This window comes from Bradyrhizobium sp. USDA 4503 (assembly GCF_054055815.1).
The window spans coordinates 8,123,586-8,136,131 of record NZ_JBSRXS010000001.1 but is presented as its reverse complement, the minus strand read 5'-3'; the positions used below and the strand labels follow the sequence as shown (position 1 = coordinate 8,136,131).

9 protein-coding genes and 3 pseudogenes are annotated in these 12,546 nt (G+C 59.1%); 4 read left to right on the top strand and 8 right to left on the bottom strand.

The genetic code is table 11. The features are described from left to right. Positions 1 to 56: 56 nt before the first annotated feature. The gene (gene tnpB / locus ACVMIH_RS38535) at positions 57 to 233 is read right to left on the bottom strand and encodes an IS66 family insertion sequence element accessory protein TnpB (protein ID WP_456827043.1); all 177 of its coding nucleotides are present in this window, start codon (positions 231 to 233) and stop codon (positions 57 to 59) included. After that, complete coding sequence (gene tnpA / locus ACVMIH_RS38530) at positions 230 to 652, bottom strand: IS66-like element accessory protein TnpA (protein ID WP_456865760.1); 423 nt, start codon at positions 650 to 652, stop codon at positions 230 to 232. Before tnpA ends, tnpB begins: the two co-directional genes overlap by 4 nt. Between tnpA and ACVMIH_RS38525 the strand changes: the two are divergent. Continuing rightward, a pseudogene (locus ACVMIH_RS38525) lies at positions 610 to 1,583 on the top strand (IS701 family transposase). The gene tnpA and the pseudogene ACVMIH_RS38525 sit on opposite strands and share 43 nt — an antisense overlap. 157 nt (positions 1,584 to 1,740) lie before the next feature. Here the strand turns inward: ACVMIH_RS38525 and ACVMIH_RS38520 are convergent. The 3 genes and pseudogenes from ACVMIH_RS38520 to ACVMIH_RS38510 form a co-directional block, all read right to left on the bottom strand. Continuing rightward, entirely contained in the window at positions 1,741 to 2,304 is a 564-nt protein-coding gene (locus ACVMIH_RS38520) for a type II toxin-antitoxin system VapC family toxin (protein WP_456865757.1), read from the bottom strand. Between the two features lies 1 nt (position 2,305). Continuing rightward, on the bottom strand, positions 2,306 to 2,644 hold the full coding sequence (locus tag ACVMIH_RS38515) for a hypothetical protein (protein WP_456865754.1): 339 nt from the start codon (positions 2,642 to 2,644) through the stop codon (positions 2,306 to 2,308). 318 nt (positions 2,645 to 2,962) lie between these two features. Further along, positions 2,963 to 3,166, bottom strand: a pseudogene (locus ACVMIH_RS38510) (integrase core domain-containing protein); the annotation flags it as partial. Between the two features lie 226 nt (positions 3,167 to 3,392). On the opposite strand from ACVMIH_RS38510, the pseudogene ACVMIH_RS38505 reads away from it, so the two are divergent. From ACVMIH_RS38505 to ACVMIH_RS38495, 3 genes and pseudogenes are all read left to right on the top strand, one after another. Beyond that, positions 3,393 to 4,612: pseudogene (locus ACVMIH_RS38505) on the top strand (IS110 family RNA-guided transposase). Positions 4,613 to 5,445: 833 nt separating this feature from the next. Beyond that, entirely contained in the window at positions 5,446 to 7,524 is a 2,079-nt protein-coding gene (locus ACVMIH_RS38500; protein WP_456865751.1) for a hypothetical protein, read from the top strand. A gap of 178 nt (positions 7,525 to 7,702) precedes the next feature. Next, positions 7,703 to 8,092, top strand: coding sequence for a c-type cytochrome (locus tag ACVMIH_RS38495; protein WP_456827039.1), 390 nt, complete (start codon positions 7,703 to 7,705; stop codon positions 8,090 to 8,092). 797 nt (positions 8,093 to 8,889) lie between these two features. Here the strand turns inward: ACVMIH_RS38495 and ACVMIH_RS38490 are convergent. From ACVMIH_RS38490 to tnpC, 3 genes are all read right to left on the bottom strand, one after another. After that, positions 8,890 to 10,086, bottom strand: a complete 1,197-nt coding sequence (locus ACVMIH_RS38490) for a Fic family protein (RefSeq protein ID WP_456865748.1) — start codon at positions 10,084 to 10,086, stop codon at positions 8,890 to 8,892. Between the two features lie 341 nt (positions 10,087 to 10,427). After that, a complete protein-coding gene (locus ACVMIH_RS38485; RefSeq protein WP_456865745.1) occupies positions 10,428 to 10,700 on the bottom strand; it encodes a tyrosine-type recombinase/integrase in 273 nt (90 codons plus the stop codon). A gap of 189 nt (positions 10,701 to 10,889) precedes the next feature. Beyond that, positions 10,890 to 12,470: an IS66 family transposase gene (gene tnpC, locus ACVMIH_RS38480; protein WP_456866671.1), complete on the bottom strand. Its 1,581-nt coding sequence runs from the start codon at positions 12,468 to 12,470 to the stop codon at positions 10,890 to 10,892. Between the last annotated feature and the right edge of the window lie 76 nt (positions 12,471 to 12,546).

Sequence of the window (12,546 nt, the reverse complement as noted above, 5' to 3'; positions counted from 1 at the left end):
CAAACAAACTTGCAACCTTCGAGGCGCTTGTGCACCAACACCAGGCCCGTTCGATCTCAGACCAAAATCTTGATCCGGTCCGCTCGCTTCGAGCGGAACACGAAGGCTGCGCCGCTGAACGGGTCGAGATCAAGCATCTCCTGCACCTTCGTCGCAAGCCCATCGTGTCCACAGCGGAAGTCAATCGGCCGCGTGGCAACGTAAATCTTCAGATCAGAACCGGCCGCGATCATCGTGACGCTCGCACCGCACGGATCACCCGGGATAGCTGGTCAGCATCTATGGCCGTATCCGTCCGCAGCACGACATCACCGATCGCGATCTCAAGCTTGATCGCCGGAGCCTGACGCTCCTCCAACGCATGGTCTACGACCAGCGGCGCAAATGTCGGCGGGGACGCCTCGCACGACGGCAACATACCTCGCTGTCGAAACCGCCGTCGCCAATCGTAGATCTGCCGGCGCGTCGCTCCGTGCTTGCGCGCCACCTCGAACACCTGAGCACCGGGTAACAGACTCTCGGCAGCGATCCGAGCTCTCTCAGCTTCCGAACGCACACGACGTCCTGACGGCCCTTCAAGGATCTCCAGCCGGCTCAGCGACCCCGCCGATGAGCCGTCTAAATGGACGTCCTTTTTGCTGTCCAATCCCATCCCAAACCTCCGTCCAACCCGGAGGCTTCTTCGCACGGCTATCCAGATCCCGAAGCAAGGGTTCTGGCTTAGCGCTTACTCCTGAGCGGACAGCGGCACAACATCAGGCCTTGTTACATCTTGTCGGTCAAGGCGACTGGTCGGATCAGCAAGCGTTGGGCAAGATCCGTGAGTTAGCGCTACCGGGCATCGAATGTCACGGAGAGATCGAAGCTTGGATCATCGATGATACGGGCTTTCCTAAGAAGGGGCGGCATTCGGTCGGCGTTGCACGGCAATTGCGGTCAGTTGGGCGAGCAAGACAATTGTCAGGTTGCCGTGACGCCTTCGCTCACGAACCATCATGCGGCTTGCCGGTTGCCTATCGACTCTATCTACCAAGGGAATGGGCGACGGACCGTGTACGTCGGCGCAAAACCGGAGTTCCCAAGGACATCACCTTCAAGACGAAGCCGGCAATTGCACTCGATCATGTGCGCTGGGCCTGTGCGTGGGCTTGCCGCGCGGCGTGGTCCTGATGGACGCCGGCTACGGCCCGATACCGCTCTGCGTGGGAGTATACCGAACTGGACCTGAGCTTGTGGCCAGCATCTTGCCAGAAACCTCGGTATGGGCGCTCAGAACCGGACCGCGGCCGCCGAAGAAGTGGTCGGGGAACGGACGATCTCCAAAACTGCTACGGCGTGATAGCAAACACCGACCGATTTCGGTCACGAAGCTTGCGATCGGTCCGCCAGCGCATGCTTGGCACAAGATCACGTGCCGTGAGGGCACGGCAGAACAGCTGTCTTCGCGTTTTGCCCGTGTGCGCGTCCGTCCGGCGCCCGTGCTGGTAAACTCGGGCGGGCCCTCTCTCGTATTGAGGAAACAGCCGTCAGGTTCGATGCGTCGAGGTCGTTTGCCGATGCAGCGGTCCCTTCGCCGCGATTAATCAAGCCCGCATCGCCGACTACAGTATGGATCTGCATATGGGGGTCCACTTGCTGCCAAGAACTAATGCCGACATTGATTGATGTACTCTTATTGGCTGCTAGTTGCACAAGAACTGAAAGGTTACGTGTGCCTTTCTGGTCGGCAAAGTCGCGAACTCACCTCCGATAGAACAACACGCGACCTAGGGGTATCAGTTGCAGCAGGTAATCGAAATCCGCGACATTGGCGGTGAGAACAGTGAATCCGGCTTTTTGGGCTTGCAGGAATAGAACGCTGTCCTGAAGCGCACGCAACTTGTCGTCCTTCTGATAGCCCTGCAGCCGGCAAAGCATGCCCGAGAGGAGCGCGGCGCGGCCAACAATCTCCACATCCGGAGCAAAGATTCGGTGAGACGGCATGCTCGAGATTGAGGCGCCGATCTGCTCGATAGCCGCGCGCGTCCCAGGATGTTTGGGATCTAGCACCCCGACTGTGTGCATCAGCTCCTGGATGGCCACAGTCGAGTGGTTGGCGTGCCGAAGGTCCAATAGGTCCGCGACGATGCTTGGTGCGCGCCCCTGAAGTCCATCGATGTAGACGCAGGTGTCGAGCAGAAGCTCCTGACCCGCCTCGGGCCTATCACCAAGGAACGGAAGTTCGTGATCGGCCTGCCTCGCCAGTGTCGCGCCAGGATCAAACCGCGCCCAACGAAGCGCCGCTGCGAAATCGAATTCCGCCACCTCAGAAGCCGAGCTTGAGGTTGGGGTCGACCGAACCCATCGTCTTCCGGAACGTCTCGCTGAAATTGTCGTCGAGCGCGAGGCTCGCGAGCGCAAATTCGATGAGATCCGTGTCCGCGGCGATACCGGTCTGCTGTTTCGCTCGCTGGATCAGCTCCCGGCTGGTCCGCCCAGCGATCCGCGCCCTCTTCTCTCCGAGCAGCCCCGAATGCTCTGCTGCGCTCATGACGGCGGTAACGCGCGAGGCCGCACCAACCCCGAGCTTACCGATCTTGGTCTTGTGGCCGAGTGTGGAACGCTTGCCGCGGGATGCGGGCTTCCTTGTGCTGATTTTCGGCATTGGTCGACCTTGTATAACAAAGCTCGATTTTGTTTAACATAGCGCCTTCCCTCCTCGCCTTCAAGTCGCAAGGGCGGTATCGTCGGAGACGATTTTCCATGAGGAGGCAGCTACCGCCGTTCCAATAGATTTTGGCGCTGCGCGTGGCTTCACGGGCAGGCACCAAGGCCCCCGCTGGACAGTAGCCAGCGAGATATCTTGAACGCGCTCGGATCGGCAGGGCTCCGGAAGGCTGTCGACGCCGTCTGAAGCGCACTCCGATGGAGGTGTAGCGAGACCGAACTTTGGACCAGTCAGAACTAGAGTTTTCGCCCTTGATCACGTTGGCGGGCTGGTGGCGCCGACATGGTTCTGCAGCAAAATCGGTGGTCTGTTGCCGATCGCCCCGTGGGGCCGTTCTTCGTTATAGTATCTGCACCAAGTCTCCACTTTTTCCTGGGCGTCCGCAAGGGACAGGAACCAGTGCGTGTTGAGGCATTCGGCCCGGAAGCGAGCGTTGAAGGCTTCGATGAACGCGTTGTCCGGCATGATGTAGCCGGTGTCCCGGTTTCCAGACTCGATCTAGCCCATTAGCGTAGACCGATCCGGGCCTCGGGGCACCGGGAGCACGCAAGTGCGGGCAGGCCGTCGCACCGACATGAACTGCGAGTTCGAGGTCGTTATCTGGCCGCCCCTACGACTAGCCCGGATGCGCTGCGAGCGCGATCCGTAATTGTCGTGTTGCCCGCAGCTCCCTTTCGCACTGACCATGGAGGGAGAGAGGGGCATCATTGGCATGGACATCCATCGCGTGGCGGCCGGGGCCGTGGCTCTGCTCGAGCGACATCTAACGAAGCTCGGCCGCATTCAGATGACCCGTGACAGCTTAGAGGCTTTCGCCAGGAAGGAACTTTACCCATGACGATCACGTGGTCGTCGAGGCGACTGGCAATGCCGCGGCCGTTGTCGAAGTTCTGGCTCCGTACGTCGACCGTGTTGTCATCGCCAACCCGAAGCAGGTGCGGTTGATCGCGCACGCAAAGATCAAGACGGATGCGATCGATGCCGCCGTGCTCGCGAAGTTATACGCCACAGGATTTCTTCCGGAGGTCTGGGTACCCGATGAGCGCACTATGGCCCTGCGACGGCAAGTTGCGCGCCGCACGCAGCTCGTGCGGCAGCGGGTACGCTTGAAAAACCTCATTCAGTCGATCCTTCACGCCCACTTCATTCCGCCCTGTCCACACCTCAACCTTGTAGGGATCAGCGGTCGCAGGTGGATCGCCGCCCAGAAGGTACCTGCCGACGAGCGTGCCGCAATGGAGCGGCACTTGGCGCAGATCGACCTGATCCAGGGTTCGTTGAAGGAGATCGAGGCGGATATCGCGCGTGAAGCGATGTCCGATCCGGTCATTCGGCGGCTGATGACGCTTTCGGGTGTGAATATGACGGTGGCTTGGGCGTGGCCGCGGCCGTCGGCGACATTCGGCGCTTTGCCGACCCGACCAGGCCTGGGCTAAACCCGAGCGTACGGCAGTCTGGCGAGGGCTCCGCCTACCTTGGCAGGATCACCAAGCAGGGCCGCGGCCAAGCTCGCGGAATGCTTGTCGAAGCAGCATGGGCTGCAGCCCGTTCGCCGGGACCGCTGCGTGCATTCTCCAGCGTGTGGCTTCACGACGCGGCAAGCACATCGCGGCAGTCGCGACGGCGCGGAAGCTGGCGATGATCATATGGCATATGCTGACCAAGAGCACCGACTAGATCTGGACCAGGCCGGCTATGCTGGCGCGCAAGTTCCGGAGCATCGAACTGCGCGCTGGACTACCTACCAGCCATGCCAAGCGTGGATCGGCCTATGACTACAATATCCCCGCGAAGAGGGCTGAGAAACGAGCACGCGTGGAATCCGCCGAGAAGGAGTATACCAGGCTCACGTCCCGGTGGCGGGCAAAGCCGCGATCCCGACAAAGCAAGGCTTCTGCGACATAGGGCTTGTCTACAACATCCGTGTCGGTTGGCTTAGCGGGCCGCGAGAAGTCCAGGGTGACACCGCGCTAGGACCGCTGTGGACGAATGATGGGTTTCGCGCGCACCTGGCCGACCGCACGTGCTTCAGCAACCCGAAGGTCCCCTCAATATCTCGGCGACATCGTCCTGGCCCCGCATGCTTGACAGCGGCCAAACCAGTTACAATCGGCAGAAGAACGGCTGGACGTTTTGCGTCGAGCTAGACACTGGCTCTGCCAAGCTGCCTAGTCTCCAACATCGTGGAGCGCCGAGCTGCAGGACAAGGCCGCCCCGTCTTGGCCGGTAAAGTGGGTCGTGGAGTCAAATCTCATCGACGAGATCCCTTAGCGAGCATTCATTCTGCAGCGTTACGGTTTTCGACCGCGCAAACGAGCAGGTCGAAGAAGGCCGCTCCTGAGAGGATGTCAGTTAGATGCCGGACCGGGTCTAAAACAGTAAACCAACATATGGCTTGAACCTCACGTAGCGTCAGATCGTAAGCTCCGAAGAGCACGCGCCATGCTCGCCGCAGCGGGTCATGACATCGGCAAGGCAGAATGTGAATGGCGTAAACTGTGATGAGTAATGATTAAGGTGCGCGTGCCAAGAGATCTGTGGACGATGTAAACGTGAGAATGCGTGAGGCCGCACCCGCGACTCAATCGTCTTATTGGCCTCGCAATCGCAAACAGCTCGAGCCGTAAATAGAAGCAGCTCGTCCCGAATAGGATTGTACATGCACTGTTGCTGAACGTGAAAACCGGAATTCCCTCTTATAGACGCTAGGCGCCTCCGGCGGAACCCAGGAATGACAGATGTTGGCACTTGACGCGGCAATAACTGAGATTGACCGTTCTCATCAAATACGTGAATTCTCAATCACCGTGCTCAAGCACGCAAAGCAGCTTCGGCCGGCGGATCAAACAGCGTTCCTGCAAAAGGCAGCTTCGCAGTTCCAGCTTAGATTTGTCGAATGCTTCGAGGAAAACATCCTCGCTGGGAAATCCTGGGACTATGCGACCACCTGCAATGCGATAAGCCGGGTGGGTGGGGGTGAGGCTGGGGTAACGGCCTGCGCGCGTATTGCTGCTCGCGTGTCACGGTTTGATAATGCGTTGATAAAGAAGATCGGATTCAGAGCCATTTCACTTCTCGCATCGTCCTTCAGTCGGCACTTCAGAGTGACCGAATGCTGTAATGGAGCGATCCGATTGGCCGAATTTTGTGGCGATCACGAGAGCGGATTCCAGGAATTGAACAGTCAAAGTCTGGCGTCGTTGGTGAATGGCTTCAGCAAGTGGCCGAAACAAGCAGCCTGCCAGCGAGCTACGGTCGTAATCGCGAAGGAAGTCATTCGCCGAGCGGGTCGTCCTGGCCGGCTCTCGGATTTTGCTCCGCAGGGACTCGCGAACTTGGTGAACGGTTTCAGCAAGTGGGAGGAGGATGCGGTCGTGCGCGAAGCCGCAGGGGTGATCGCAGCTGAGATTGTCGACGGTTCCATCGAGATATCCGAATTCACCCAGCAGCATTTGGCGAACCTGGTGAATGGTTTCAGCAAGTGGTCGGAAGACAAAGGCTCTCGGCAAGCCACAATCGTAATCGCGGACGAGATCCATCGTAGAGCCGCCGGGCAAGGCGATTTCAATCAGCAGGACCTCGCGAGCTTGGTGAACAGTTTTAGCAAGCGGCCAGAAGAGGCGGCCTGTCGGAAAGCCGGGGTCGCACTCGCCTGTCAAGTCCTTCACGCTGGGGCCGCCAGACGCTCTCAATATACTCCGCAGGGACTGACCAATCTGGTGAACGGTTTCAGCAAGTGGTGGAACGAGGCAGCTTGTCGCCAAGCCGCAGTCGCACTTGCCCATGAAATCATGGCGGCTCGGCTATCCCATTATACTGAGCAGGCATTGGCGAACCTGGTGAATGGTTTTAGCAAGTGGCCGCAAGAAGTGGCCGTTCGCGATGCCACAATTGCGATCGCGAGCGAAATCATTCGCCGTCCCCGACTCTCTCAATTTACTCAACAGGGACTGACAGACCTAGTGAACGGCTTCAGCAAGTGGCCCGAGGAGGTCGAGCTGCGGAAAGCTACGGTCGCAATCGCGAGCGATCTCGTTCACCACGACGCATGGCCTTCCAATTTTAATCAGAAGGAGCTCGCCAAGTTGGTCAACGGCTTCAGCAAGTGGCCGGAAGAGGCAGTCTTTCGTGAAGCGGTAGTTGCAATTGCGAGCAAGGTGGTCTGCCGCATCGGCTGGCTGTCCAATTTAGGGACGCAGGACCTGTCGAACCTGGTCAACGGTTTGAGCAAATGGCCCAACGAGGTGGCTTCTCGCCGAGGGACGATTGCGATCGCTGAGGAGGTCCTTCGCCGCTCCGCCAAATTATCCGATTGTACTCAGCAAGGATTGGTAAATCTGGTAAACGGCTTCAGCAAGTGGCCGGAAGATCAAGCCTGTCGCAAAGCGACGGTCGAACTGGCGCACGTCGTCCTTCGCTCTGATGTCGCTCAGTTCTCCGACTACACTCAGCAGGCGCTGGCTAATCTGGTAAACGGGTTCAGCAAGTGGCCTGAAGTAGCCACCTTATGCCAAGTGGCAGTCGAACTCGCTCGCGAGGTCCTTCGTCGCGCTGATCGTCTCTCTGATTTCACCCCGCAGGATATTGCCAATCTGGTGAACGGTTTCAGCAAATGGCCTGAGGAGGCGACCATTGGCCAAGCCGCGCTCGCACTTGCCGGCGAGGTCTATCATCGTGCCGCTCGTCTCTCAGGTTTTACTGAGCAGGGATTGGAGAATTTGATAACCGGCTTCTGCAAGTGGTCGAGAGAGCCGGCATGTCGCCAAGCTACAGTCGCGATTGCGACAGAAGTCGTTCGCCGCGCCCATCGCAAATAGTGGCTCTGCGACTTTGCTTCTCCGTGTTCGGGCTGCAGAGATGTCGTTCGCTCGGGCAAACTGGAAGACGGCCACTGATATCGTTGAAATAGCCTTGAATCGAACGCCACGTCAGGTTGTAGGCTTGGGCGCGACACCAGCCTTCTTCATGTCAGGCAGGTGAAGAAAGGATAAGTTGATGAAGGTGACGATTCTCGCTGCTCTGCTCGTTTCCGCCGGAATTGGACAGGCGAATGCTCAGACAGCGACGCGCGGACAATCGCAGTTCAATACCTGCAAGCCTTGCCACCAGGTGGGTGACAACGCCAGGAACGCCGTCGGCCCAACCCTCAACGGGCTGATTGGACGTAAGGCGGGATCGGTTGAGGGCTATTCCTATTCAGAGGCCATGAAGAACTCTGGGATCACCTGGACCGACCGCAACCTCTCCGACTACATCCACGATCCAAAGGCGACGGTTCCCGGCAATAAGATGGCTTTTGGTGGAATGAAGGACGATCAGACGATCTCAGACATCATCGACTACTTGCACACCTTCGATAAGGCGCCTGTTAAGCTTCGTCAGTGAATGGACGGGTCGGTCATGAGAACGTGAGAAAAGCTTCGAGCCGGCGGTAAGTCGTCAAGTTCGCGCTTCTCGGAGCGAGGCACCCATGATCAAGCTTGCACTGGTGCCAATATTTCCATCGGCATGGTCATCCGTAAGCCGTCGAATACGCGGCGGCTTAGCGGGTGATCGCCCGTATGTCGTGTTCTGGCGATCGAGCACAATGGCGGCGATCGCGACAAGATAGACCCTTATATCACCGGGTCTCCATGTTGTGAACCTCGAGTTCCAGACTTTTGCAGCGACCGCCCCATTCATGGTCATGACTGTCTTGGCATGGATCGCATCCCTCGTGGCTAAGGGTCACGTGCCGAGCATATCGTTGATCACCAGCGTCACCGTGTTGGCGTTCGTGTTTAGTCCCAAGCTTTGATGGTGCATTCTTGTCGCACGATTCGAAGGATGCGCTACGGGACAGGTTTTACACGGCTGCGCCACCACGACGGAGGCGGTCCGTCGAGCAATACAAAATAGTCAAGAGAACCTGATAATCGTCCTTGCTCATCGCCATGAGCGCATCACTCGTGATGCTGTGCATCGATGCAAGGTCAACCACTCTCTTGAGAGTCCTTCGGAGAAGCACCTCGACCATCTACCGAATCTCCCTTTCTCCGGCGTGATCATTGAGCATTTGCGGGATCGCGTGCTTTGGAAAATCGCTTGGCGCCTCACGGAAGTCCGAGCCGACGGCATGACCGACGGCGGGGTAAAGCCGCAACTCGCGGCGCGACCGATTGTCAGCCTGGGGATGGCGGCCGTCAGGTGTCCGCACCGGAAAGAATGGGTTCTTCGCCGAAGGGGCGGTTAATGATCGATAGCGCGTCGGGCGCGGTGAAGACGCGGTTGCGCGCATAGCCGGTACGCTCGTTCAAGATTTTATGCTCGACCAGTTGTTCTACCGCTTGCGAGGCTGCAGGCACCGTAATGCTGAGAAGCGAGGCCAGACGCTTGACGGTCAGCACCGGATAGTGCGGCAGAACATCGAGTGCGCGCAGGCTGGCTGAGCCCTGGCGAAACTTCCGCCGCTTCCGCCATAGATCGCCAAGAGCAGACAAGGCGTCGCGGGTCTTCAGGAGTTCATCTGTGGTGCCGACAATCGCGTCCGCCATGAAGCCGGCCGCTTCGTGCCATTCGAGGCGCTGCTGAACCGCCTTGAGCGATTCGTAGTAAGCTGTCTTGTGGGCTTCAATATACGGTGACAGGTAAATCGGCATCATGCCTTCAGCGGCCATCATCAATGGCAACAGCAGACGGCCAACGCGACCATTGCCATCACGAAACGGGTGGACTGCCTCGAAATGTGCATGCGCAACCGCCATTCGCACAATGAAGCTCTGGTACATCGCCTGCATGCCCTCGCAGCGCATATACTTTATCGTGTCCTCAAGACACGCGGCAATGTCCGACGGCGGCGTCGGATTGTAGGTCGAGTAAGCAATATCTCCTCTGCCGCCGATCCAGACCACAACCTGGCGAAGATCGCCGAGCTTGTCTTTGTATTCGGCGTCGCCGCGCATGACGGCGCGATGCAGATCCTGCACCAAACCGCTTGTAAAGATTTCCAGTTTCTCTTGTCTGGCCCGCGGCAGGAAGTCATCGAGCGCGAGCGCGTAGTCACGCACCTGAACTAGCGCCTCGCTCAGCTGGGAATCTTCGCTTTCTTCACCGGACAGCAATTCGTCAAGCGTGCTGTTGGTGCCTTCGATCGCCGAGCTGCTGACAGCTTCCCGCCGTGGCAAGATGCGGCTGATCAGATACGGGTCCTTTAGTTCGGCCGCGAGCGTCTCGATGCGCACCAAGGCTGTATCCGCCGCCCTGAGCCGGGCAAGGATCGACCCCACGGCAACGCCGTCCTCAGGCGGGGGCAGCGGAACCACGCCATAATGTGCCGCATAGGGCGCCGGTAGCCGCTTCAATCGTTCCCGCACGGCGTGAGTGAGATGATCGCGGTTCAACGGAAACCTTTCGCAGAGGAGCTAAGTCAAGATCCATAATAAAGGTTATTTATATATACTTCAATAAAATGGCCGACGCAGGATCCTACGTAAGGCTTGCTGAGTTCCTTTTCTAAGGAACCGCTTGCACGTGCTGTCGTTATGACTCATGTACCGTAACGACAGTACGGGGACGTTTCATCGCCGATCCTACGGTAGTCAGGCGAGTAAAACGCCAGCGCGACGTTCGCCTGGCTGAAGGCTGGCAGGAAGTTCGTGTGTGGGTGCCCACCGAGCAAGACGCAAACGACATCTGGAAGCTTCGATGCTTGTTCAGATATCGACTGCTCTATCAAGGAGACTTAGCTGACCTCCCGGAGCTTGGTTCGGGACTTTTTCCGGGACTGTGCGAGCCGCTTGACGGCGTCGGCGACGTCTTCGTCCAGGACGTGCGCATAGCGCAGCGTCGATTTGATGTCGGTGTGATTTAGAGCCTTCTTAACCAGCTCCAAGTTGCCGGTGAGGCGCAGAAGCTTCGTCCCGTGGTCGTGGCGGAAGTCATGGAAGCGGAAATCCACGAGGCCCGCGCTGGCGCGCAGCCGCTGCCAGGCGCTCTTAACCCCGTTGTAGGTCAAGCGGTAGCGCTGGCCGGCAACGCGGCCGACGCGCTTCGAATTGTCGGAGATCCAAGCAGATCGTGCGCCTCGGCAAGGGCGACAAGCGGGTGGTCGTATCGATCACTCCGACCATCCGTGAGATCCTGTTCCCGCTGCGTACGCATCCGGCCAGCACCCCGGGCAGTCGCGCCGGTCTGCCGCGGCGCCTCAGGCAGCAGCCGCTTTGGACTGTTGGGTCGCCTTCCAATTCCACGGGAGCAGGTCGGCGACTCTGTTGACGGGGTGATCTGGAAGCCTGGCCAACACGTCAGCGAGCCAGGCTTGCGGATCAACGTCGTTCATCTTGCAGGTTTCGATCAGGGTATAGACAGCGGCGGCACGATTGCCGCCAGCATCTGAACCGGCGAAGGTCCAATTTCGTCTTCCGACAGCCACACCGCGTAACGCTCGTTCGGCAGCGTTGTTCGAGAGGCAGATGCGGCCGTCGTCCAGGAAGCGGGTGAACGCGGCCCAGCGGTTGAGCAGGTAGTTGATCGCCTTTGCAGTATCGTTGCCTGATGAGAGCAACGTTCTCTGCTGGCGCATCCAGATTTCGAGATCGGCGACGATCGACCTCGACTTATCACAACGTACCGCAAGTCGCTGTTCCGGCGTTTTGCCGTTGATGGTCCGCTCGATCTCGAACAGGATATCGATGCGTCGCACGGCCTCGCTGGCAATCGGCGCCTCTCCAGATTTCGCCAGCTCGAAGAACTTTCTGCGGCCGTGGCTCCAACAGGCCGCTTCAAGGATCGGAGCCGGCTTCCTTTGGGCCTTGTAGAGCTGGTTATATCCATCAAAGGCATCGGCCTGCATCAGGCCCACATAGCCGGCAAGATGGTTTTGCGGATGCTCTCCAGCCCGGTTGCGTGAGTAGTAGAACAGGGCCGCAGGCGGATCCGAGCCGCCAAACGGCCGGTCATCGCGAACATAGGTCCAGATCCGACCGGTCACCGTCTTAAGCTTGGCCAGTACCGGCACCGTCGTATCGTCGGCGTGGATGCGTTCCGCGCTCATGACGTGGATCCGGATGGCCTCAATAATGGGATCGAGTGCTACCACGCAGGCGCCGACCCGATCCGCCAGGGTCGAGACGTCGATCTCGATCCCTTCGCGAGCATAGGTCTTGCTCTGTCGGTTCAACGGCTGATGCAGCAGGAACTTGTTGACCAGAACCATCGCCAGCAGGCTCGGCCCGGCAAAGCCTCGCGGGATCGGATGGGAGGGCGCCGGAGCCTCTGTGATCGCTTCGCAATCTCGGCAGGAGAACTTTTCGCGGACATGCTCGATAATCTTCCAGCGCCGCGGCTCGCATTCCAGGGTCTTCGATACCACCTCGCCGAGCTTGTGCAGTCGCTCGCTGCCGCACTTGCCGCATACGCAAGGCGCGGGTTCGACGACACGTTCGATGGGCAGATTGTCCGGCAGCGGATGTCGCGGCGGCCGCGGATCTTGCGCGCGCTTCTCCTTAGCGGCCCCTGGCGCGGCGATCTCCGCCTTGGTTTCCTGCTCGGCCTGGGTCTCTTCAAGATCCTCGATGGCGAGTTCGAGCTGCTCGACCAGCAGCTTGCCGCGCTCAGAAGATTGCCCGTACTGTTCGCGCCGTGCCTTGGCCAGCATCAGCTTCAGCCGCTCGATTTCCAGCCGGCCGACCGTCACCTCGCTCTTCGCCAGCGTCAGCTGCTCGCGTTGCGCAAGGATCATCGCGTGCGCAGCGGCAAGATCGGCGGGAAGCGGATCGGAGGGCATCGTCACGATGACCAACCAACCATATTCGCCGCAAAAAATCCCGCTGGATTCCTGCCGTGAGTCAAAGAGCCACAGC

Excerpts from the sequence above, each read along its gene's own strand:
- tnpB (WP_456827043.1), bottom strand. The coding sequence starts at position 233 with ATGATCGCGGCCGGTTCTGATCTGAAGATTTACGTTGCCACGCGGCCG.
- tnpA (WP_456865760.1), bottom strand. The coding sequence starts at position 652 with ATGGGATTGGACAGCAAAAAGGACGTCCATTTAGACGGCTCATCGGCG.
- ACVMIH_RS38515 (WP_456865754.1), bottom strand. The coding sequence starts at position 2,644 with ATGCCGAAAATCAGCACAAGGAAGCCCGCATCCCGCGGCAAGCGTTCC.
- ACVMIH_RS38500 (WP_456865751.1), top strand. The coding sequence starts at position 5,446 with ATGTTGGCACTTGACGCGGCAATAACTGAGATTGACCGTTCTCATCAA.
- ACVMIH_RS38495 (WP_456827039.1), top strand. The coding sequence starts at position 7,703 with ATGAAGGTGACGATTCTCGCTGCTCTGCTCGTTTCCGCCGGAATTGGA.
- tnpC (WP_456866671.1), bottom strand. The coding sequence starts at position 12,470 with ATGCCCTCCGATCCGCTTCCCGCCGATCTTGCCGCTGCGCACGCGATG.